Origin of the sequence: Winogradskyella maritima, assembly GCF_042650215.1 — a bacterium.
GTDB lineage: Bacteria > Bacteroidota > Bacteroidia > Flavobacteriales > Flavobacteriaceae > Winogradskyella > Winogradskyella maritima.
This window is the reverse complement of sequence record NZ_JBHSAT010000004.1, coordinates 1,137,484-1,158,836: the sequence shown is the minus strand read 5'-3', so window position 1 is coordinate 1,158,836 and position 21,353 is coordinate 1,137,484. Positions and strand designations below refer to the sequence as shown.

Here is a 21,353-nt window from a genome sequence, read left to right as displayed (position 1 = left end):
ATGAGTTATTTAGAAGCTACTAACGATTTATATAAAGAAGCCGCATTAACACCAGATGTAGGCCTTTGCTGTACCACAAATCCGATTTGGGAATTACCAGGATTGAAGATTCCTAAAATTATGCAAGAAATGAACTACGGGTGCGGTAGTACAGTAAATGCACGTGATTTAACCAACAACCCTAAGATGTTATATGTTGGCGTTGGTGGTGGTATGGAATTATTGCAATTTTCATATTTCAACCGTCAGAAAAGTGGTGTAATCGGTGTTGATGTTGTCGATGAAATGTTGGAAGCCTCGCGTAAAAATTTCAAAGAAGCTGAAGCACAAAACGATTGGTTTAAAAGTGAATTTGTAGACCTTAAAAAAGGAGATGCTCTAAATCTCCCAGTCGAAGATAACTCCATTGATGTAGCAGCGCAAAATTGCTTGTTCAACATTTTTAAGGCTGAAGACTTAAAAAAAGCCATTGAAGAAATGTACCGTGTCCTTAAGCCTCACGGGCGTTTAATAATGAGTGACCCAACTTGCGAGCAACCTATGAACGATACGCTACGTAACGATGATAGATTACGTGCCTTATGTTTAAGTGGTAGTTTACCTATTGCAGAGTATGTAAAAGCACTAACCGATGCTGGCTTCGGAACTATTGAAATAAGAGCGCGCAAGCCTTATCGCATCCTAGACCCTAAAAATTATCCTACTGATGAGTTAATCTATATCGAATCTATCGAGGTTGCCGCCATAAAAGACCCAATGCCAGAAGATGGCCCTTGCATCTTTACTGGAAAGGCTGCTATCTACTATGGTTCTGAGGATTATTTTGATGATAAAAAAGGACATATCCTATTGAAAAATCAGCCAATTGCGGTTTGCGATAAAACTGCTGGTGCATTAGCAGACTTAGGTCGTGATGATATTTTCATCAGCGAATCTACATACCATTATGATGGTGGCGGTTGTTGCTAAACCACTAATCGATGGAAAAATACTGGGACATATTTGTGAATTCGTATTCGGGATACTGGAATTATCTTAAATACGAATTCTCTGACCTCAACCATTGGAACAACTATTTCTATGGACTCATTATCATTTCTTTGGTGGTTTGGGCGTTGGAAATCTTTTTCCCATGGCGAAAAAACCAATCCATATTCCGAAAGGATTTTTGGTTAGACACCTTTTATATGTTCTTCAATTTTTTCCTTCTTAATTTAATTGTCTTTATAGCATTATCAAATACGGTTTCGACGCTTTTCAATGATGCTTTAAATGCTATTGGAATTTCCATCGGAAGTCTTCAGTTGTTTGATTCCACAGACCTCCCGAAGTGGTTAGGGCTTTTAATCTTCTTTCTAGTATCGGACTTTGTGCAATGGAATACGCATCGCTTGCTACATCGCGTACCGTGGCTATGGAATTTTCATAAAGTCCATCACTCTGTAAAGGAAATGGGCTTTGCGGCGCATCTGCGTTACCATTGGATGGAGCCTGTCGTGTACAAATCATTGCTTTACATTCCTTTGGCGCTAGTGGCCAATTATTCATCGCAAGATGTGGCCATTGTTTATTTTATCTCAATTGCGGTTGGTCATCTTAACCACGCCAATCTCGGCTGGGATTATGGGCCACTCAAATACGTCTTCAATAACCCAAAAATGCATATTTGGCATCATGCCAAAGCTTTACCAAAAGGTGTAAGCTATGGTGTTAATTATGGACTAACCTTAAGTCTTTGGGATTATATCTTTAAAACCGATTACGTGCCTCATTCTGGCAGGGATATTGAATTAGGTTTTAAGGACGACGATAAATTTCCGAAAGATTTTGTCAGTCAAGAACTCTATCCGCTCAGCAAAAAGTAGTGGGTTTTAAAATTTGAAGGTTATGAAAACGATATACAGCATCATACTGATTTTGCTCATAGTTTCCTGCTCTGGAAGTAAGAAAGCTATTGAAAACGCCAAAGAAGACGAAGTTGAAGTCGAAGTCGAAATTGAAAAGGTAGAGACAAAAATTGAGGTTGAAGAGGTTGAAACTGAAGTTGAAGTTGAGACTGAAGAAAAGGTTGAACCTCAAAAAGCGGAAGAAAAGAATACCAAAGAAGACTCTTTTGGACTTAACCAAACACTTTCAAAACGTGTAGGACCTTTACACATATTGTATGATGAATTACTTCAAAAGTATGTTTCTAAAGAAGGTAATGTAAACTATAAGGGATTCAAATCTTCCCACAAAGAATTATTAGGATATATCAGCGTACTTCAAAAATTGTATCCGTATCTTGACTCATTATCTCGAGAAGACAAACTTGCTTATTGGATTAATGCCTACAATGCCTTAACGATTGATTTAATCTTACGAAACTATCCTGTAAAAAGCATTAAGGATATTAAAGACCCTTGGGACCAACGCCTTTGGAAGTTTGGTGACAAGTGGTTTAATCTTAATCAGATTGAGCATGAGATTCTTCGGAAAATGGATGAACCTCGTATTCATTTTGCTATTGTATGCGCATCATTTTCATGCCCAAAACTTCAAAATTCAGCGTTTACTGCAGAAAACTTGGACGCGCAATTAACAGAAGCTACCAAAAGTTTTTTGGCAGACCCTAACCGGAATGACCTGTCAGAAGACCGCATCGCTATTTCAAAAATCTTTAAATGGTTTAAATCGGACTTTACCGAAAATGGCTCTGTTATTGATTTTTTGAATCAGTATTCGGAGGTGAACATTTCTTCAAACGCCAAAAAAACATATAAGGATTATAATTGGGATTTGAATGATTAAAAACTCATCTTGCCGTTTCTGCGTATATAGGCTATATGATTAGCATTATTATTCCGGTTTTAAACGAGGCCTCTACAATTGAAGAACTCCTTTTTCATTTGGTAGACAATGCCGAATTACAGAACATTTCAGAAATCATTGTTGTGGATGGTGGCAGTACGGATGGTACGCAAGAGATAATCGCCCAATTAGACCTCAATATTAAAGTGTTGGCTTCAGAAAAAGGACGTGCCAAGCAGATGAATGCTGGTGCAAGAATTGCCCGAGGCAACATTCTTTATTTTTTACATGCAGATTCCTTTCCACCGAATCGGTACGACAAATACATTATCGAAGAAGTAGGTAACGGTAATAATGCAGGTTGTTTCAGACTTCAATTTGACCATAATCATTGGTGGTTACGCCTTGCCAGTTGGTTGACCCAGTTTAGTTGGCGGGCCTGTCGCGGTGGAGACCAAAGTCAGTTCATCACGAAAGCGCTTTTTCAAGAGATTGGCGGTTATGACGAAAGCTACACCATCTACGAGGACAATATCCTCATCAATGAATTGTACAAACGGAATGAGTTTGTGGTCATCAACCAAAAAATCCGCACCTCTGCCCGACTCTACGAACGTCACGGCATTTGGAAACTACAGTACCACTTTTGGGCCATCTATGTTAAAAAATGGTTTGGAGCCTCTGCAGATGACTTGTTGGCGTATTACAAAAAGTATATAGCCTAGAAATTTCTAGCTTACAACGCAACCATTCTCCAATTTTCTTATCTTATAACAAATACCAATCATGAAACAATTCATCTTTTTACTGATTGTCACGTGTCTCTTATGCTCTTGTAGTAGCGATGACAGCGACACAGGATTAGTGGGGCGTTGGCAATTAACCGAAGTTTTGGTAGACCCAGGCGATGGTAGTGGTACATTTAACCCTGTAAATAGCAACAAAACCGTAACCTTCAATTCAAACGGTACTTGGTCTTCTAATGGAACTATGTGCTTTATATCTACCGAAAGTAGCAATGGAACTGTAGGCACTTATTCTGAGACTGGTCTTTATTTACAATCGGATAGTTGTAGCAATCCCGATTGGCAAATCCCGTTTGAGCAAAATGGAAGCACACTCATTGTTAGCTATTTCTGTATTGAAGGTTGTCAGGAGAAGTTTATTAAAAGGTAATGACGATGTTCGGTCGGGGTTAGTTCGACCAGCATCACACGCTTCGAGCGGAGCTCTCGCGTGTGATGGGTCTCACTAAAAGTACTGTCCAATTCCAAACACAAACCCTTGTGTAGCATCTGGCGTGATACCGTAGCCATAATCGATTCTAAAAATAGCGTTGAAAATTTTCTTGTGGATAAAGCGAAGGCCCAATCCCGGATAGATTCTCACGTTCTGCGAATCACCAAAATCACCAAAATCACCTCCCGGATTTCGCCAGCTCCCCGCATCCACAAAAGCATTGCCTTGTAAAACAAACCAATCTTTTTCATAAAGTGTATGACGGTATTCGGTATTTAATACAATGGCACCTGTACCTCGGTCAATTAGATTTCCAACGCCTCTAATATTCAAGTTATTATCCACAGCAAAAGGCGCAAAAGGACTATCATTATTTGTTGCTAATCCCAGACGTAATCGATTGGCCCAATTGCCTTTCTCACCGACTCTTAAGAAATAGGAGAAATCATTCCAACCTATTAAAAATTCTGGTAAGGTTTCGTCTCGTGTCGTGACATATTGAAGATTTAACTGACTTCTAAATCCTGATAAATACTGATAGAAATAATCAATATTGTTGTATTCGTATATGCCTTTATACATTAACTTTTTCACTCTCAACTCCAAGGGAACCGCAGGGTCCGTCGCTCCAAATTTATATTGATAATCTTCAGTGAAGTAATTGAGTCCAAACTCCAATCGGTTATTAAAATTAAATTGATAAAGTCCCAATACTTCAATGGATGCATTATTGTATTTGTAGTCAGCCGTAGTGTTATTAAAAAAAACAGGCTCTTGGGTCGTTAAATCCTGGTAATTTATAGCTAGACCAATGTGCCTTGTAAATAGAAAAGGAGCTCTAAAATTTATACCATAAGAACTATATATATCTTTCTGGTAAAATCCCCCAAAGGTTATATTTTGCCCAAATAAATTAAACTCATACAATCCCAACCGATAGGCAAATTCATCATCATTAGTAGTATATACATTCGCCGAAGGGATAATGGTGAAATTGTCTTCTATATTGTAAAATACATTATAAAGCCCCTCGTCATCTGCCGGAAACACCTGAAAATAAGCATGGGCAACACCAGGTAATCGCTTGAGTAGTTTTATATCTTCTGCTATCATTGCCGAATCTAAAACCATACCCGATTTAATTTTTGAAATGCGCTTAACGAAAGATGTTTTTAGCTTTTTATTGCCTTGTACCTTTAAGTCTGCAACCATATGTTGCGAAACAGCGAAATTTATAGTACCAAAAACGCATACGATAAAAGAAGTGACGCGTTTCAATTTTGAGTGGTTTAAAAACATGAAGCTTGGTCTAAACTAATAGCAATTTAGACGTGAACATTTTTAAAACATTACTCAAATAAAATGATAAGATGTTTTTATAGACCAACCTATATGTATACTATCTAATGCTTAAGACTATAATAGTATTTAATAGTTTCCTCTACAGGTTTATTCTGAGGCGTAAATTGATTGTTTTCGGGGCCTCCGGCTTTTTCGTAATTGATGAACCATTTCCAGATAAAGCCTCCGGCAAACCAGTCCTTATCCCAAAAGGTTTCGTATAGCGCCTTGCTGGCATTGACTTGGGCTTGGAGATTGACTTCCGTCATGTCACGGTCGTACTTCCAAGGTTCCTTGCCCGTGTAATCCACACTTCGGTAGCCGTACTCGGTAAATAGAATGGGCTTCTGAACCGATTCCGACAGCCCCTGTATCACTGGAACATGACGCTTCCAGCCTTCCATACATTTTTCAAACGAAGGGGTTTGTTCATCACTTACCGGGAAATAGGCGTCAATCCCAATAAAATCAAGCTGGCTCCAAAACGGTGTTCGTTTAAATTCATCCCAATTGGATGCATAGGTCAATTTCCCCTTATAAATTGCTCTAATCTTTTTAATCAAACTGTTCCAATATTCAGGACGCTTGTCTATGAAATTTTCAAGCTCAGTGCCAATACAGAAAATTTCTGCGTCAATCTCTTCGGCTAAATCGGCATACTCAAGGATAAACTCATCGTATTCCTCTTCGAGCTTTAGCCAATCGGCTTCGGATTCCATATTCAGAAATCCTGTAAACTCCCCTCTTCTAATCCAGATTTGGGGTTTAATCATAATTTTAATATTCAGCTTTCGTAATTCTTCAGCATACTGTTTGGTCCCTGCTCGGGTTTCACCAAACCACTGGCGTTCGGTATTGTGATGAATTTCGGGATTTGCCAAATCTCGTATAAATCCAAAAGGCATTACCGTGGCGTAATTGGCGTTAACTTGTGTCACCACAGGTGTGGTATGTGTAGAATCTACGGGACTACCATAGGCCACAAAACTGACGCCGTTTATCTTTTCCACCTGACTTGTGCAAGACGATAAACCAATGGCAAAACACAAAAAAATGAGGAGCTTAGCTCTAGTCATAGCATAGAATTAAGCCCCTAATTTAAGTTAATCTCTAAAACAATGCTCTTAAGCCAATATTAAAAGTTTCACCAAGGCCAGTATTATTGCCTCTTACAAAGTTGGTGTACAGGGCTTCGATGTTCAACACTTTGGTCAATTGGTATTTTAATCCACCACCGAGTGCCGTAAAATCTTGGGTAAAATTATTGCCCAAATCAATACGCTGTTGGTGTTGCGCCAAGGCCAAAATGGTAAAAGTATCACTCGGAAAATAGCTTAAAAACACGCCAGGCGTTAATAACAAACTATCATTGGCGAAGCTGTCTTCGTTCTTTCCGAAGTTATATTCTGTATTCAATTCTGAAAAAATCTGCCAATCGCCCGAAGGAAAGGTATAATCGTAAAAGAAACGGTTCTGAAAAATAAATCCTTTTTGGTCTAAGAAGACCCCTTCGTCCACCTCATTATCCACCAAGGGAATATGAAACGCCGTCTGTATGGTAAAATTAGACACATTTTTCAGTGGATTAAACTTAATCGCCGGTGCAAATGAGGTAAAGCCAGACCTTGCTGTGCCTGCATCGCCATCAAACGAAAAGACATCAAACGCATCTCGGCCAGCGACCACATTAGACCTGAATTCTAACAACACACCAACATTAAACGTACTACTTTCTGAAACACCAGTAAATATATCGACCGTTGATGTAAAAAAGGTCTGTCTCGGTTCGGTGCCTTCGCTAAATGTACTTTCGGTTTGTGTGTATAAGTTATTGAACCACTTGATGTCCCATTGCCCTTTGTTCAATAATTTTGAAGGCGTATATTCTTGAATAACACTTTTTGAAGCGTCTTCATCATCTTGTGAAAAGCCCGTAAATGCTAGGGCGACTAAGGTTATGGATAGGATTAGTTTTTTCATAATATGCCCGAGAAAGCGGGTATCTTTTTATTTAAAATTTGAGTTTCTTTTTTGAGATTCCTGCTTCGGCAGGGATATATGTCATTGCTCATTAATAGTCCAGTTATACGGAAAGTAACTGAGCTTAAAGTTTGAAGGAATTTTATCCTCACGATAGGTATTAATGAAGTCAATTTCAGATTGTCCGTTAGTCACAAAATCTTCCTTGTACCATTTCATGATTTCTGAAACCTCGACACGTTCCTTTTTGGTATTTACTCTAAGGAAATCGCCGTTGAGCGCCTTAACAGTTTGGGCTTGCATTTGAGCATCTAAAGTTGAAGGTTTATAAGCCGAATTAATGATTGGAGGACAGCCCAACGCACCGCAAACCAATACAAAATGGAATCGCGCATCATTGAATTTCGCTCTCAATAATTTGTTTTCAATATCGTTTAGCGTGATTTGCTTTCCGCCTAAACTGTATGTGGTTTTATCAAAAAAACCATCGTGGTCCAATGGTGATGTTGTCGGGTATTTATTCACCAAGCCTTTAATAACGGAGAGATTATAAGCATTAATCCAAAAGGCCTGATAATTTTTTGTATCACTCGTAGACACCGAAATACCTTCAGCAATAGACAATAATTCATTTAACGCTTCAGGATTGGATTTTATGCCTTTATAATCGACTTTTCCGCTTTTTACATTGGATTTGAAGAAGGCGTCCGACTTTGTAAAAAAGTCATTCAAGCTTTGTGAATGCCCTAAAATTCCGAAAGCCAAAGCAACTACTATTATATATGATTTCATAAGTTTTTGTTTTCTTTTTAGAGTGTTGTAACGCCCCTTAGGTCGATAGGCTAAATTTTAGCTTACAATAAATTTGAAAGAATTTCAGCGTCTAAAATCAAGGCCAAACCTTACACTACTCTGATAATTTAAATTGGTTATAAATTGAAAAGCTCACTTAAGTTCTTAACTTTAACTACGACCTAAGCAGAACTAACAACCAAATTTTCCGAATTCTCGGAACACAACTATGGAGCACATTGTTATAATAGGAAACGGGATTTCTGGCGTCACTCTAGCCAGACACGTCCGAAAACTTTCCGACAAGAAAATCACGATTATTTCTGGCGAAACGGATTATTTCTTTTCGCGTACGGCACTCATGTATATCTATATGGGCCACATGAAATTTGAACACACTCAACCTTACGAAAACTGGTTTTGGAAAAAGAACAGAATTGAATTGAAAAAAGCTTGGGTGGAAACAGTAGACACCGAAAACAAGACACTCAACTTTGCGGATGGTAGCAACATGACTTACGATAAGTTGGTCATTGCCACAGGAAGCAAACCCAATAAGTTTGGTTGGCCAGGACAAGACCTAGACGGTGTAATGGGGATGTATAGCAAACAGGATTTGGATAATCTTGAAAAATACGCACCAAACAAAGACGTCTGCAAACGCGCCGTCATCGTTGGCGGTGGATTAATAGGTATTGAATTGGCAGAAATGCTGAATTCCAGAGAGATTCCTGTGACATTTTTAGTTCGTGAATCCAGCTTTTGGAATGGTGTTCTACCTCAGGGCGAAAGCGAAATGATTAACCGACATATTAAAAATCATCACATTGATTTACGCTTGTCAACCAACTTGCGAGAAATAAAATCAGATGACAACGGCAAGGTAAAATCGGTTATCATTGATGAAACAGGCGAAGAAATCCCATGCGATGTCTTAGGACTAACCGCTGGCGTGTCGCCAAATGTTGCCTTTCTAAAAGACTCAGGTATTGAATTGGGCCGAGGTGTTAAAGTGAATCGTCATTTAGAAACCAACATTGAGGATGTCTATGCCATCGGCGATTGCGCTGAGCAACATGAAGCTATTGGTAATCGTCGACCAATAGAAGCCGTTTGGTACACAGGCCGAATGATGGGCGAAACACTCGCACAAACCCTATGCGGAAATAAAATTGAATACAAACCAGGTTATTGGTTTAACTCAGCCAAGTTTTTGGATATCGAGTATCAAACCTACGGTTGGGTATTTAGCGAACGAAACAAGCAAGATTTTGAAAAGCATTTTCACTGGAAACACGAGGATGACACCAAATGTATTACTGTAGCTTTTCATGAAGGTAATAGACAATTTTTAGGCATTAATACCTTCGGGATTCGGATGCGCCATGAAGTCTTTGACCGCTGGCTGACCGAAAACAGAGATGTCGACTATGTGATGGAACACTTGGCCAAAGCCAACTTTGACCCTGAGTTTTATGCAACATTCGAATCACAAATTCTTAACACTTTTAAAACGCCACAACCTGTAAACGCATAAAATTATGGCTTTAGAAAATAATATGGCTCTCACGGGTCAACCCCCAAAAAGTTTAAACACCAAGCAAAAAATCGGTGTCGTTATTGGCATGGTAGGATTGCTGATTCTATTACTCGCCACTTTTAACGTTGAATTATTCAGTAATGGCTTGGTGCTTACTATAGCACTCTCGGCCTTAATGATTGGGATTATCGTATTCTCAAAAGGCGCCTACGACCATAAGCTAGAAGGTATTAAAAATGATGGTGTTTGGTTTAAATCCATTTCCTCTAGAGGCGTCTTGGGTTGGGTAGCCGGCGTTGCACTAACCGGATTTTACATTATTTTATACTTCTATGCAGATTTATTAGGTCTTGGTCAAGGTGTGGATGGCGCCAATACAGGGTTGATTAGGTTATTTGACCCTCTAAGCTATCTCCTAAGTGGCAATCCCGCGAGTCAATGGTTTGTATATGGTGTATTGTATACTATTGCCATTCTTGGCTTCGGAATTAAATTCTTAATGAAATACAAGCACAACAAATACGAGCAATTGCGTACGGTATCTGTGATGTTTTTTCAGACAGCCTTTGCTTTTTTGATTCCAGAGTTGATGGCTCGCTTAAATTCCGACACCTTTTCATTGCCATACAACGACCTTAAAAATATGTGGCCACTGAACTATTATGCCTTTGACCAATGGCGTGTGGACCAATTTATAAATGCAGAAACCATAGGCATTTTCTTTTTGGTCTTATCCGTTGCCATGGTCTTTTTGGTGTCTCCATGGCTCACCTACAAATACGGTAAACGCTGGTATTGCTCATGGGTTTGCGGTTGTGGAGGCTTGGCTGAAACCGCTGGTGATTCCTTTAGACATTTGAGTAGCAAAAAGCTATCGGCTTGGAAAATTGAGCGTTGGTTAATTCATACCGTATTGGTCTTTTCAGTGATTATGACGACGGCTGTAATTCATTCGTATTTAGGAACAGATACTTCTAAATATTGGCTAACCAAATCGAATTTCTTAATTAGTGTTGGAACATTCCTTACCGGGATTTTTGCACTAACCATGATTTATAAGCGCCAAGAATTAGGCAAGCATGCACGTTATGGCGCCATCGGATTTCTTATTGTCATAGCTTCTTTGTTTGTAATGCATTATACAGGCACGACGGAACGCATTTTCTTTTTTAAAGCTGGAGCTATGCGTTCGGCTTATGGGCTTTACATCGGCTCCATATTTTCAGGGGTTGTTGGCACGGGATTCTATCCGATTTTAGGAAACCGTGTTTGGTGCCGATTTGGCTGTCCAATGGCCGCTATCCTTGGCTTCCAACAGCGTATGTTTTCAAAATTTAGAATTACCACCAACGGCGGACAATGCATCTCTTGCGGTAACTGTTCTACCTATTGTGAAATGGGTATCGATGTCCGTGCATACGCTCAAAAGGGCGAAAATATCGTACGTTCTAGTTGTGTGGGTTGTGGGGTTTGCTCCGCTGTTTGTCCACGCGGTGTTTTAAAATTAGAGAACGATAGTTTGAAAGGTCGCATCAATCCTAACGACATCTTACTAGGTAACGATGTTGACTTAATGACATTGGTAAATCAAAAATAATGCGTTTTTTCATTTTATTCTTTTTTCTTTGCCAATTGGTTTCTGGACAGAATGCCTATCAGAAAAATCATGACAATAACGGCAACTTATTATCTGAAGGTTGGGTAAATGCTTCAAACCAAAAAGTAAAGTATTGGAGATTTTACCATACTAACGGACAAGTGAAAAGCGAAGGGCATTACGAAGCAGGTAAAAAAACGAAATATTGGAAGTTCTACCGTGCGGATGCCTCAAAAGAAAAAGAAGGTCATTTTGAAAACGGTACCAAAGCCAAATGGTGGTTGTTCTATGATAGCATGGGACATATTAACCATAAATGTCAACTAAAAAACAACCAAAAGAACGGGTATTGTCTAAGATATGAACACGAAAAATTGGTGCGTGCTGAAAAGTACAAAGAAGGAAAGAAAATCAATGAATGGACGGATTACAGGTCTTTTCGTAAAGACAATAAACTTTCAGATTTACGCTAAATGACACATATAAAAGTCATTATTCCTGCTTACAACGAGGCAGAATCTATTCCATTGGTTATTAATGATATTCCTGAAATCGTTGATGAAGTCATTGTTGTTAGCAATAATTCTTCAGATGATACGGAAAAAAATGCCAGAAACGCTGGCGCAACAGTTTTGTCCGAACCAAGACCTGGTTACGGATACGCTTGTTTAAAGGGTATGGATTACATTTCAAATTTAGAAAATATGCCAGATATCGTGGTGTTTTTGGATGGGGATTACAGTGATTATCCTGAAGAATTGACCCAAATTGTACAACCAATTATTGAAGATGATATCGATTTTGTGATTGGTGCACGGGTAAAATCGAAACGTGAAGCGGGTTCTATGACCTTTCCACAAATTTTTGGGAATTGGCTGGCAACCACCTTAATGCGTATTATGTTCGGTTCAAAATTTACGGATTTAGGGCCATTTAGGGCTATAAAATATGATAAGTTACTGGCTCTCAATATGCAAGACCAGACTTATGGTTGGACTGTTGAGATGCAATTAAAGGCTTTAAAACAAAAATTTAGCTATCTTGAAGTCCCTGTAAACTATAGAAATAGAATAGGCGTCTCAAAAGTTTCAGGAACCGTAAAAGGTGCTATATTTGCGGGCGTTAAAATCCTCACCTGGATATTTAAATATAGTTTTAAGAAATGATTTTCGAATCAGTCATTATTGTCGTTTACACCATCGCCATTGTGCTTATTTTTTTCTACGCATTGGCCCAGCTCAATTTGCTTTTTAATTACCTCTCTGCACACAAAAAAGTAGACGATTGTGAGGTTTATGATTTAGAGGATTTAAACGAAGTTCCGTTAGTGACAATTCAATTACCAGTCTTCAACGAAATGTACGTGATGGAACGTTTGTTGGATAATATCGCCTTGATTGATTACCCAAAAGACAAGTTGGAAATTCAGGTTTTGGATGACTCTACAGACGAAACCGTAGCTACTACAAAGGCACATGTTGAGCAATTGCAAGCAACAGGTTTAGACATTCAGCATATTACGAGAAGCGACAGAAGTGGCTATAAAGCTGGCGCCTTAAAGGAAGGATTAAAAGTTGCTAAAGGCGAATTTATTGCCATTTTTGATGCGGATTTCCTCCCGAAACCAAACTGGTTAAAATGTACAATCCCTTATTTTAAGAATGAAAAAATCGGCGTGGTCCAAACACGTTGGGGACACATTAATAGAAATTATTCTCTGTTGACCAGAATCCAAGCCTTTGCTTTGGATGCACATTTTACCTTGGAGCAAGTCGGACGAAATTCCAAAGGGCACTTCATCAATTTTAACGGTACCGCTGGTGTTTGGCGAAAAGCCTGCATTCTCGATGCTGGGAATTGGGAAGGCGACACCCTCACCGAAGACCTCGATTTAAGTTACCGCGCGCAACTCAAAAACTGGGAGTTTAAGTATCTCGAAGATGTTGAAACTCCTGCCGAATTGCCTGTTGTGATTAGCGCGGCGCGCTCACAACAGTTCCGTTGGAACAAAGGTGGCGCCGAAAACTTTAGGAAGATGTTATGGCGTGTAGTTAAATCGAAGAATATTTCGGTCAAAACCAAAATACACGGACTGTTACATTTACTGAACAGTACGATGTTTCTCAGCATTTTTACGGTAGCCATATTAAGCATACCTATGCTATATATTAAAAATGAATATGCCCACCTTAGAATGTATTTTTACTTTATGAGCTTCTTTGTGCTCAGTACTATTATTTTCTTTGTTTGCTATTGGTTTATGTACCGCAATATCTACGGTAGTGGCTTTAAAAAGTTCTTTAGTTATATTGGTATGTTCTTTACGTTTTTCTCCATTGCTATGGGCTTTTCATTGCATAATTCTATTGCAGTGATTGAAGGCCATATCGGAAAACGAAGCGAGTTTGTTCGAACACCGAAATTCAATATTTCTAGTTTGAAGGATTCTTGGAAAGGCAACAAATACCTAAAGAAAAAACCATCCCTTCATGTGATTATTGAAGGCATGTTGATGCTTTATTTTGCCTTTGGATTATACAGTGCTTTCGTCGTCGGAGACCAAGGTGGGGACTTTGGATTGTTCCCATTTCACTTGATGCTCTTTATCGGGTTTGGTTATGTGTTCTTTAAAAGTTTAACTTCCAAAGCTTAGGAGCGCTCCTCAAACGGAATCACGATGCCCTTTTCCAAATAATCTTTTAATCCTTTTAGAAGTAGCGCCCAGCAAAAGGACGAATGCTTAAAATGGTCATTACACTCTGGCCAGTCTTTATGCCAAAACTTGAGTTGTGTTCCGTGTTTATGGGTTTCTAAATCAAAACCAAAGGTGGTGGGATTCCAGTCGACATCAGACTTTGTCATTTTATAATGGATGTGGTCATTTGTTTTGCAACTGGCAACCACAGCATACCAATCGTACTCATCCGTAAAATTGAAATTGTAGGTAGCACCAACTTCAGGTTGCCCTGAACATTTCAACGGCCACCATTTTTCCAATATCGTCGGATTAGAAATCGCTTCAAAAACGTTAGGTTTGTTGGTCTTTACGACCAAATCTTGATAAATAGTAAATCCCATAGTTAAATTTAGGGATTTGATTTTAAATTGTGAATTCGCAATTAAGTTTACCTTTAAACCGTGTTACTCAACCCCACATTTTTTAAATACAATAAAACACCCTTAATGCTCATTTTATTGAGCGTTATCCTTTATTGGTATTTTGGGTTTGAATTGGAACGGTCGCAATCTACATTGCTCATTGGCATCTACACAGCACTTTTTGTTTTAGCTTATCACTTAAAGAAATCCGCTGGATTCAATTTTAGTGTATTGGTCATAAGCGCGTTGGTTTTTAGAGCCATTTTTCTTTTTGCCATACCGAATTTATCACAAGATTTTTACCGTTTTATTTGGGATGGACGGCTACTTTTTGAAGGCTTTAATCCCTATCTCTACACACCAGATTCATTTATAAACGCAGGGGAATTCCCTGTTAACGAAGCGCAAGAACTTTATAATGGCATGGGTCCTTTAAGCGCACGACACTATACCAATTATCCACCGTTGAATCAATTGTGTTTTTACATCGCTTCGCTGTTTGGTGGAAAGAGCATTGCGAGTGCCGTGATTGTGCTTCGTCTTATTATTATCTCAGCCGATATTGGGGTGTTGTACTTCGGAAAGAAACTGCTGGAACATTTAAAATTACCATCGAGCAGGATTTGGTGGTACATCTTAAATCCATTTATCATTATTGAGTTTACTGGCAATCTTCATTTTGAAGGTGTGATGCTTTTCTTTTTGGTGCTCAGTTTTTATTTGCTTCAAAAAGGGTATTGGAAATGGTCTGCAATTGCCATTGGGGCCTCGGTATCCGTTAAGTTGATTCCGTTGATGTTTTTACCAGTGTTTTTTTGGTGGTTTTTGGATAAAGATTCCCCTCAAAAAGATACTGTCTCCTCGAGCGGAGTCGAGAGGTCTAAAACTTTGCTGTCTAATCCACTGTTAAGACTTCTCGAGTCCGCTCGAAGTGACAGGAAATGGAAACTTAAACTCTTCGAACTTATCGGGTTTTACGCCATTGTTTTGGCAACAATTCTGGTGTTGTTTCTGCCGTTCTTTTCTTCGGAATTTGTATCAAACTACAGTCAAACCGTTGGACTTTGGTTTAGTAATTTTGAATTCAACGCGAGCATCTACTACCTCGCTCGAGAAATTGGTTATGCCATCACAGGTTATAATGAAATTTGGATAATCGGGAAGATTTTGCCTATAATTTCCTTAGTGGTTATTCTCGGTATTTCCTTCTTCCGAAAAAATAATTCAATTGCAGAATTGGCGACTTCCATAACGCTATTGTTCAGCATTTATTTGTTTATGAGTACTACCGTTCATCCGTGGTATGTGAGTACGGTTGTTTTGGTATCGTTGTTTACCAAATACCGATTTCCGTTGTATTGGTCGCTGGCTGTGGTTCTAAGTTATGTCGCTTATACCGATGTAGAATTTCACGAAAACCTTTGGGTGGTATTTCTTGAATATGTCATCGTCTTTAGTGCGTTTATTTGGGAGGTTTTATTAAAAAAAAGACTACCCTTTTTTGGACAGTCTTATTAAAATCTAGATTTATTCCTACAAGGTCATAAAAAAGACTTTATACCCGTTGTGTATTTTGTACTTAAAAACAAATTCTGTCGTCAGTTCGAGTGATTTTGAGGCACGAAAAATTGTATCGAGAACATTTTATTGAATAAAATCCCGCTTCTCGATACAAATTTTTCTCATTTTCAATCGAAAAATCCACTCGAAGTGACGATTTTTATCAAAATGCACAACGGGTGGTACCTCATACTTTCTTTACTTCAGTGATGGTGTATTCCTCGTAGGTTTCTTCAATACCGCTATCATCTTTTTCAGTGTAAGCTCTTGTGCTGTAGCTCAGTTCAAATTTTTGGCCTTCCATGGCTTTTGATTTAAGATTGACCATTTTTAAAGCCTCATCTGTAATTTTGGTGAAGAACATGTACTTTTCGTTACCATCTTCTTCATCCAGTATTAAAAAGCTGTAGCCATCTTCCTCGTCATAACCATCAAAGGTTCCGACAATAGTCTTGATTTGTGATTTAGTGCCGTCTTGCGCAACAACAGAAGACGAATACGCAGTCGCCATACTTACCAAAAGCATAATGATAAATTTTGTTTTTGTTTTCATAATTAATGCCCGTTGTTAACGGAATTCTTTTAGTTAATATAATTTTTGTTATCTGTTTTATAGCATCTTTAAAATGAACATATCTACCACCTCAACCAAAATTAGGATGATGATAATCCATTCTAATTTACTACTTTCTTTGTGGTCCATGATATCCTTAAACAATTCTAGGTTTTCCTTTATAATTTCTACCCTGTCGTGAATGACACGGTAACGGTCCTTTAAATCGAAGGTTTGTTTTAACCCTAGGTTCAATTTATTCAATTGCTCATTTTCCCACGTGACATCTGGGGAATCAAAAATGTAGAGATTCTCAGAAATCTTATTTTTGATGTTTAGCGTCTTACCAATAAAGCGTTTCAACTTATTGCCTGAAATATCCAATTTCCCTTTCTTTTCGAGATAAACGGTGTGTTTATTGGTTTCGAACAAAAGGTTCTCTGTTATTTCGGAATACCGACTCAACGCCACAGATTGCGATGCATTTAGCATTACCAAACGAATCATTTCGGCATCAAACGACGGTAAAACGATATGGTCGAACTCCACAGCCATTTTCTCATTTTCGAACGTGATTGAAATATCTTCTGACACTTCAGGCGTTTCAAAATTGACCGCGTAAGGTTTGATAAGTTTGAATACTTCTGAAATTTCTTCCGACGTCATATTGAAAAAACTCAACATACCATACTGAAATACGTAGATGTATTTTTCCGCTTTAAATTGATAAAAGAGTTCATCGCTATCCGAAAAAAGAAGCTGGAACTTTAAATTATTTTTACAGGATTTCACTGCCACACTTTTTGCCACATTGTATGCGACAACATGATATGCCATAATATTAAAACAGTAAACTGTATGTATTAGTGAATTTTAGCCAGTAAAGGTTTACTGGCCTATTGATATGTTTTGAGTGACCTTTGGCCTACTCGTCTTCGAAGTTGTCCTCCTCTGCGTTTGAAAACGGGTCGGTTACCGCATCTGGGTCGTCGTCGTCAAAATCCTCGTAGTCATCCTCATCATAATTCTCCATGGTTACCTCAAGCTTAGAACTTACCTTAACGAGGTACTTGGTGTCTTCCGTTGTCACCTCCACAGCCTCAATGGTTTCGTTCTTTGCATTCTTAAATGTAATGATGTGAACATCATCATAACCATCTGGATATTTTTCAACCAGAAGAGCCAAAATCTCAGGTGTTAACTTTTTAAAGTCAACAATGACACGCTTTAGATTGTCAGTTTTTTTCATGGTTACATATCTAGTATATATGCAAATATAAGAGGTGCGACAATTGTAGCATCACTTTCTATAATAAATTTTGGGGTATCAATGTTTAATTTTCCCCAAGTGATTTTTTCGTTTGGTACGGCACCAGAGTATGACCCATAACTGGTTGTGGAGTCACTGATTTGGCAGAAATAACTCCAGAATGGCGTATCCTCACGTTCCATATCTTGATACAACATTGGCACCACACAAATAGGAAAATCACCTGCGATACCGCCTCCTATTTGAAAAAATCCAATGCCTCCCGACACTTCGGGACTGGAATTGACCGTGTACCAATCGGCCAAAAACGTCATATACTCAATACCCGACTTCACGGTGCTTGCATTTAACTCGCCTTTTAGGACATAACTGGCAAAAATATTTCCCATCGTAGAGTCTTCCCATCCTGGACATACAATCGGCAAGTTCTTTTCCGCCGCCGCATACATCCAAGAATCCTTGATATCGATTTCATAATACTGTTCCAAAACCCCAGACAATAACAATTTATACATATATTCATGTGGCAAATAGCGCTCGCCGTTGGCTTCAGCATCTTTCCAAATTTTAACAATATGTTCTTGAATACGTCTAAAAGCTTCTTCTTCGGGAATACAAGTGTCCGTAACACGGTTTAGGCCTTTTTCTAACAAAGCCCATTCATCTTGAGGGGTTAAATCACGATAATCTGGCACGCGTTTGTAGTGCGAATGTGCTACCAAATTCATGATGTCCTCTTCCAAGTTAGCGCCTGTACACGAAATGATATGCACTTTATCTTGACGAATCATTTCAGCAAAAATCTTACCTAATTCCGCTGTGCTCATGGCGCCAGCTAAAGACACCAACATCTTGGAACCTTGTGCTAATTGCGCTTCGTAGCCTTTAGAGGCATCCACCAAAGCGGCCGCATTAAAATGCAAGTAATACTTTTCTATAAATTGAGAAATCTGTCCTTTAGTAGTCATCGTCAATTGCGAATTTTGAAGTTTTGTTTACAGTACTTCCTTGTTTAAAATTACTTTCAAAATCATCTTCTGCATCTTCATCCATAAACTTATAGGATAACATCTTGTAATAGAGTTTAGCGGCCAAGAAGTCAGAAGACTTTTCATTCTTATTTGGGCATAATTCTACAATATCAAAGCCTACAACGTTCTTTTCTTCAAAGACTTGTTTTAAAAATTCGAGCGTTTCGTACCATAATAAGCCACCTGGTTCTGGTGTGCCTGTGCTTGGCATTATCGACAGGTCAAAAACATCTAAATCTACAGTGATAAAAACGTTGTCCGTCATTTGGTCAATGGCACTATCCATCCAATTGTCATCCATCGCCATTTCGTGGGCAAAATAGGTTTTATCCATGTCCATTACCGACTTTTCCTTTACATCCATGGAACGAATGCCTACTTGGATTAAATTGGTATTCTGGCTAGCCTCGTACATGGCGCAGGCATGGTTACATGTTGAACCTTCATACGATTTACGTAAATCGGCATGCGCATCTAATTGCAATACGGTTAAACTTGGAAACATCTCATTGAATGCACGAACTGTTCCAATAGAGACCGAATGTTCGCCACCGACTACGGTTACAAACTTGTTCTTTTTAATATAGCGTTTGGTTTGCTGATGTACGGCATCTACCATGGCTTCTGGAGAGCTGTTCTCAGTGACTGCATCTGTTAAATGAATCCCTTGTTTGTATACTTCGGTTTCAGTTTCAATGTCATAAAGTTCCATATTTTCTGAAGCATGTAAAAATGCTTCAGGCCCTTTATCGGCTCCTTTTTGCCAAGTACTTGTACCATCATAAGGCACAGGAATCAAAACGATTTTGGCCGTTTCTAATTTTGAATAATCATCTGGTATCCCAGCGTATGTGTTTGTTTTCATTTTTTAATGTTGTGTTGTTTTATAATATTACAGATGCTGTAGTTTCAGCCTCTGTAGTTTTATCTTTTGGTTGGGTAGTTGTATAGCCTAAAATATTTAGCAAATCCTCACTTTTCTGTTGTTCAGCGAAAACCTCTGTGGTTATGCTTCCATCTTCATTTTTATTAATGAGAATATGTTTTGGCGAAGGGATTAAACAGTGTTGCAATCCGCCAAAACCGCCAATGGTTTCTTGGTAAGCGCCCGTATTGAAAAAACCGATATATAATGGTTTGTCTTCTCTATATTTTGGCAAATAAATAGCGTTGACGTGTTGCTCACTATTGTAATAATCATCACTATCACAAGTAAGACCTCCTAATAAAACACGTTCATAAGAGTCGTGCCAACGGTTAATCGGTAACATAATAAAGCGTTTACTAATGGCCCAAGTATCTGGTAAGGTTGTAATGAATGAGGAATTAATCATATTCCATTTTTCACGGTCGTTCTGCTGTTTTTGATACAATACTTTATAGATAGCACCGCCACTTTCGCCAACGGTAAAACTCCCGAATTCAGTAAAAATATGAGGTACATCCACGCCTTCTTCTTCGCAAACTTGTTTGATTTGAAGCACGATTTCTTCCACCATATACTGGTAATCAAAATCAAAAGCCAAAGAGTTTTTAATTGGGAAACCGCCACCGATATTTAAGCTGTCCAAGCTTGGACAAATCTTCTTCAAACTGGTATAGACCTTTAAACATTTGGTCAATTCATTCCAATAGTAAGCGTTGTCTCTAATACCGGTGTTAATGAAAAAGTGCAACATCTTTAAGTTGACTTTTTCATTTTCCTGAATTTGCGCCTTGTAAAACGGCACAATGTTTTTGTAACCTATGCCTAAACGTGAGGTATAGAATTCGAATTTTGGCTCTTCTTCCGAAGCAATTCTAATACCAACGTTGAATTGGCCTTCAATCTCTTGAGACAGTAGGTTTAATTCTTCGTAATTATCAATAATCGGGATACAATTATGGTGACCACCGTTAATTAAATTCGCAATGTTGGTTACATATTGCTCACGCTTAAATCCGTTGCTCAACACATAAGTATCGTTAGTAATTTTACCTTCTTTCTTAAGGCTTTGTACAATGTCAATATCAAACGCTGACGAAGTTTCAATATGTATGTCATTCTTTAGGGCTTCATCCAAAACATGTTTAAAATGCGAGCTTTTAGTACAGTAGCAATAGTTGTACGTCGCTTTATAATCATGCTTGGCAAAAGCCTCAGCAAACCAGGATTTAGCCCGTTGAATATTATTGGAAATCTGGGGCAGATAGCTAAACTTTAAAGGCGCACCATACTGCTCTATGAGTTGCATTAAATCCACATCGTGAAACTGCAAGGTTTTATCCTCTAGCTTAAATTCTGGCTGAGGAAAATCGAAAGACTGACCAATAAGGTCAATGTATTTGGTATTCATTTTTTGTTAAATAGAAATAGTTTGAAATAAGGGTAACGTCATTCAAGACCTTTAGGTAAGGTCATAATTAGGGTGTATTCAAACTTGAATTTGGCTTTGTGTAGTTGGGACAAAACCATAGATATGCTGACTATCAGCGATGGTATTTGCGGAAGTTAGCTCTAAAATTCGGTTACTTATCCTATAAGCTACTTTTGAATATGACTTCCTAATTTTCAAAAGCCC

22 protein-coding genes are annotated in these 21,353 nt (G+C 38.5%); 11 read left to right on the top strand and 11 right to left on the bottom strand.

The window, feature by feature from the left end; genetic code table 11:
* The 5 genes from arsM to ACFOSX_RS06245 all read left to right on the top strand — a co-directional run bounded on the left by arsM (position 1) and on the right by ACFOSX_RS06245 (position 3,966).
* Entirely contained in the window at positions 1 to 969 is a 969-nt protein-coding gene (gene arsM / locus ACFOSX_RS06265; protein ID WP_386098113.1) for an arsenosugar biosynthesis arsenite methyltransferase ArsM, read from the top strand.
* Between the two features lie 11 nt (positions 970 to 980).
* Positions 981 to 1,865: a sterol desaturase family protein gene (locus ACFOSX_RS06260; RefSeq protein ID WP_386098111.1), complete on the top strand. Its 885-nt coding sequence runs from the start codon at positions 981 to 983 to the stop codon at positions 1,863 to 1,865.
* Between the two features lie 22 nt (positions 1,866 to 1,887).
* Positions 1,888 to 2,790 carry a DUF547 domain-containing protein gene (locus ACFOSX_RS06255; protein WP_386098109.1) on the top strand — a complete coding sequence of 301 codons (903 nt, stop codon included), beginning with the start codon at positions 1,888 to 1,890 and terminating at the stop codon, positions 2,788 to 2,790.
* Positions 2,791 to 2,825: 35 nt separating this feature from the next.
* Positions 2,826 to 3,515, top strand: coding sequence for a TIGR04283 family arsenosugar biosynthesis glycosyltransferase (locus ACFOSX_RS06250; protein ID WP_386098107.1), 690 nt, complete (start codon positions 2,826 to 2,828; stop codon positions 3,513 to 3,515).
* A gap of 61 nt (positions 3,516 to 3,576) precedes the next feature.
* Positions 3,577 to 3,966 (top strand): hypothetical protein, encoded by a 390-nt coding sequence (locus ACFOSX_RS06245; protein WP_386098105.1) that lies wholly within the window; start codon positions 3,577 to 3,579, stop codon positions 3,964 to 3,966.
* Positions 3,967 to 4,041: 75 nt separating this feature from the next.
* Here the strand turns inward: ACFOSX_RS06245 and ACFOSX_RS06240 are convergent, their stop codons facing one another.
* From ACFOSX_RS06240 to ACFOSX_RS06225, 4 genes are all read right to left on the bottom strand, one after another.
* Positions 4,042 to 5,307, bottom strand: a complete 1,266-nt coding sequence (locus tag ACFOSX_RS06240) for a POTRA domain-containing protein (RefSeq protein ID WP_386098103.1) — start codon at positions 5,305 to 5,307, stop codon at positions 4,042 to 4,044.
* A gap of 125 nt (positions 5,308 to 5,432) precedes the next feature.
* The gene (locus ACFOSX_RS06235) at positions 5,433 to 6,446 is read right to left on the bottom strand and encodes a glycoside hydrolase family 113 (RefSeq protein WP_386098101.1); all 1,014 of its coding nucleotides are present in this window, start codon (positions 6,444 to 6,446) and stop codon (positions 5,433 to 5,435) included.
* 34 nt (positions 6,447 to 6,480) lie between these two features.
* Complete coding sequence (locus ACFOSX_RS06230; RefSeq protein WP_386098099.1) at positions 6,481 to 7,350, bottom strand: hypothetical protein; 870 nt, start codon at positions 7,348 to 7,350, stop codon at positions 6,481 to 6,483.
* An 81-nt stretch (positions 7,351 to 7,431) separates the two neighbouring features.
* A complete protein-coding gene (locus ACFOSX_RS06225) occupies positions 7,432 to 8,142 on the bottom strand; it encodes a DUF547 domain-containing protein (protein ID WP_386098097.1) in 711 nt (236 codons plus the stop codon).
* A gap of 229 nt (positions 8,143 to 8,371) precedes the next feature.
* Here ACFOSX_RS06225 and ACFOSX_RS06220 point away from each other — a divergent pair, with 229 nt between their 5' ends.
* Genes ACFOSX_RS06220 through ACFOSX_RS06200 form a run of 5 tightly spaced genes read left to right on the top strand, consistent with a single transcriptional unit; the run spans position 8,372 to position 13,932 of the window.
* The gene (locus ACFOSX_RS06220) at positions 8,372 to 9,679 is read left to right on the top strand and encodes an NAD(P)/FAD-dependent oxidoreductase (protein WP_386098095.1); all 1,308 of its coding nucleotides are present in this window, start codon (positions 8,372 to 8,374) and stop codon (positions 9,677 to 9,679) included.
* A gap of 4 nt (positions 9,680 to 9,683) precedes the next feature.
* The gene (locus ACFOSX_RS06215; RefSeq protein ID WP_386098093.1) at positions 9,684 to 11,279 is read left to right on the top strand and encodes a 4Fe-4S binding protein; all 1,596 of its coding nucleotides are present in this window, start codon (positions 9,684 to 9,686) and stop codon (positions 11,277 to 11,279) included.
* A complete protein-coding gene (locus tag ACFOSX_RS06210) occupies positions 11,279 to 11,752 on the top strand; it encodes a toxin-antitoxin system YwqK family antitoxin (RefSeq protein ID WP_386098091.1) in 474 nt (157 codons plus the stop codon). Before ACFOSX_RS06215 ends, ACFOSX_RS06210 begins: the two co-directional genes overlap by 1 nt.
* On the top strand, positions 11,753 to 12,445 hold the full coding sequence (locus ACFOSX_RS06205) for a glycosyltransferase family 2 protein (protein WP_386098089.1): 693 nt from the start codon (positions 11,753 to 11,755) through the stop codon (positions 12,443 to 12,445).
* Positions 12,442 to 13,932 carry a cellulose synthase family protein gene (locus ACFOSX_RS06200; RefSeq protein ID WP_386098087.1) on the top strand — a complete coding sequence of 497 codons (1,491 nt, stop codon included), beginning with the start codon at positions 12,442 to 12,444 and terminating at the stop codon, positions 13,930 to 13,932. The genes ACFOSX_RS06205 and ACFOSX_RS06200 overlap by 4 nt, the downstream gene beginning before the upstream one ends.
* Here ACFOSX_RS06200 and ACFOSX_RS06195 read toward each other — a convergent pair.
* A complete protein-coding gene (locus ACFOSX_RS06195) occupies positions 13,929 to 14,357 on the bottom strand; it encodes an SRPBCC family protein (protein WP_386098085.1) in 429 nt (142 codons plus the stop codon). The genes ACFOSX_RS06200 and ACFOSX_RS06195 overlap by 4 nt on opposite strands.
* A gap of 105 nt (positions 14,358 to 14,462) precedes the next feature.
* Between ACFOSX_RS06195 and ACFOSX_RS06190 the strand changes: the two genes are divergently transcribed.
* Positions 14,463 to 15,896 (top strand): mannosyltransferase, encoded by a 1,434-nt coding sequence (locus tag ACFOSX_RS06190; RefSeq protein WP_386098083.1) that lies wholly within the window; start codon positions 14,463 to 14,465, stop codon positions 15,894 to 15,896.
* Positions 15,897 to 16,125: 229 nt separating this feature from the next.
* Here ACFOSX_RS06190 and ACFOSX_RS06185 read toward each other — a convergent pair whose 3' ends face one another.
* The 6 genes from ACFOSX_RS06185 to ACFOSX_RS06160 all read right to left on the bottom strand — a co-directional run bounded on the left by ACFOSX_RS06185 (position 16,126) and on the right by ACFOSX_RS06160 (position 21,128).
* Positions 16,126 to 16,491 (bottom strand): hypothetical protein, encoded by a 366-nt coding sequence (locus tag ACFOSX_RS06185; RefSeq protein WP_386098081.1) that lies wholly within the window; start codon positions 16,489 to 16,491, stop codon positions 16,126 to 16,128.
* Between the two features lie 57 nt (positions 16,492 to 16,548).
* A complete protein-coding gene (locus tag ACFOSX_RS06180) occupies positions 16,549 to 17,328 on the bottom strand; it encodes an RMD1 family protein (protein WP_386098079.1) in 780 nt (259 codons plus the stop codon).
* An 88-nt stretch (positions 17,329 to 17,416) separates the two neighbouring features.
* On the bottom strand, positions 17,417 to 17,740 hold the full coding sequence (locus tag ACFOSX_RS06175) for a hypothetical protein (RefSeq protein WP_386098077.1): 324 nt from the start codon (positions 17,738 to 17,740) through the stop codon (positions 17,417 to 17,419).
* A 2-nt stretch (positions 17,741 to 17,742) separates the two neighbouring features.
* Positions 17,743 to 18,729, bottom strand: coding sequence for a deoxyhypusine synthase family protein (locus tag ACFOSX_RS06170; RefSeq protein ID WP_386098075.1), 987 nt, complete (start codon positions 18,727 to 18,729; stop codon positions 17,743 to 17,745).
* Positions 18,719 to 19,657 carry an agmatinase gene (speB, locus tag ACFOSX_RS06165; protein WP_386098073.1) on the bottom strand — a complete coding sequence of 313 codons (939 nt, stop codon included), beginning with the start codon at positions 19,655 to 19,657 and terminating at the stop codon, positions 18,719 to 18,721. The genes ACFOSX_RS06170 and speB overlap by 11 nt, the downstream gene beginning before the upstream one ends.
* Positions 19,658 to 19,676: 19 nt before the next feature.
* A complete protein-coding gene (locus tag ACFOSX_RS06160; RefSeq protein WP_386098071.1) occupies positions 19,677 to 21,128 on the bottom strand; it encodes an arginine decarboxylase in 1,452 nt (483 codons plus the stop codon).
* Between the last annotated feature and the right edge of the window lie 225 nt (positions 21,129 to 21,353).

Bases quoted from the DNA above. Each gene is read 5' to 3' on its own strand.
- arsM (WP_386098113.1), top strand. From the start codon at position 1: ATGAGTTATTTAGAAGCTACTAACGATTTATATAAAGAAGCCGCATTA.
- ACFOSX_RS06260 (WP_386098111.1), top strand. From the start codon at position 981: ATGGAAAAATACTGGGACATATTTGTGAATTCGTATTCGGGATACTGG.
- ACFOSX_RS06255 (WP_386098109.1), top strand. From the start codon at position 1,888: ATGAAAACGATATACAGCATCATACTGATTTTGCTCATAGTTTCCTGC.
- ACFOSX_RS06250 (WP_386098107.1), top strand. From the start codon at position 2,826: ATGATTAGCATTATTATTCCGGTTTTAAACGAGGCCTCTACAATTGAA.
- ACFOSX_RS06245 (WP_386098105.1), top strand. From the start codon at position 3,577: ATGAAACAATTCATCTTTTTACTGATTGTCACGTGTCTCTTATGCTCT.
- ACFOSX_RS06235 (WP_386098101.1), bottom strand. From the start codon at position 6,446: ATGACTAGAGCTAAGCTCCTCATTTTTTTGTGTTTTGCCATTGGTTTA.
- ACFOSX_RS06230 (WP_386098099.1), bottom strand. From the start codon at position 7,350: ATGAAAAAACTAATCCTATCCATAACCTTAGTCGCCCTAGCATTTACG.
- ACFOSX_RS06225 (WP_386098097.1), bottom strand. From the start codon at position 8,142: ATGAAATCATATATAATAGTAGTTGCTTTGGCTTTCGGAATTTTAGGG.
- ACFOSX_RS06220 (WP_386098095.1), top strand. From the start codon at position 8,372: ATGGAGCACATTGTTATAATAGGAAACGGGATTTCTGGCGTCACTCTA.
- ACFOSX_RS06215 (WP_386098093.1), top strand. From the start codon at position 9,684: ATGGCTTTAGAAAATAATATGGCTCTCACGGGTCAACCCCCAAAAAGT.
- ACFOSX_RS06210 (WP_386098091.1), top strand. From the start codon at position 11,279: ATGCGTTTTTTCATTTTATTCTTTTTTCTTTGCCAATTGGTTTCTGGA.
- ACFOSX_RS06205 (WP_386098089.1), top strand. From the start codon at position 11,753: ATGACACATATAAAAGTCATTATTCCTGCTTACAACGAGGCAGAATCT.
- ACFOSX_RS06200 (WP_386098087.1), top strand. From the start codon at position 12,442: ATGATTTTCGAATCAGTCATTATTGTCGTTTACACCATCGCCATTGTG.
- ACFOSX_RS06195 (WP_386098085.1), bottom strand. From the start codon at position 14,357: ATGGGATTTACTATTTATCAAGATTTGGTCGTAAAGACCAACAAACCT.
- ACFOSX_RS06190 (WP_386098083.1), top strand. From the start codon at position 14,463: ATGCTCATTTTATTGAGCGTTATCCTTTATTGGTATTTTGGGTTTGAA.
- ACFOSX_RS06185 (WP_386098081.1), bottom strand. From the start codon at position 16,491: ATGAAAACAAAAACAAAATTTATCATTATGCTTTTGGTAAGTATGGCG.
- ACFOSX_RS06180 (WP_386098079.1), bottom strand. From the start codon at position 17,328: ATGGCATATCATGTTGTCGCATACAATGTGGCAAAAAGTGTGGCAGTG.
- ACFOSX_RS06175 (WP_386098077.1), bottom strand. From the start codon at position 17,740: ATGAAAAAAACTGACAATCTAAAGCGTGTCATTGTTGACTTTAAAAAG.
- ACFOSX_RS06170 (WP_386098075.1), bottom strand. From the start codon at position 18,729: ATGACTACTAAAGGACAGATTTCTCAATTTATAGAAAAGTATTACTTG.
- speB (WP_386098073.1), bottom strand. From the start codon at position 19,657: ATGAAAACAAACACATACGCTGGGATACCAGATGATTATTCAAAATTA.
- ACFOSX_RS06160 (WP_386098071.1), bottom strand. From the start codon at position 21,128: ATGAATACCAAATACATTGACCTTATTGGTCAGTCTTTCGATTTTCCT.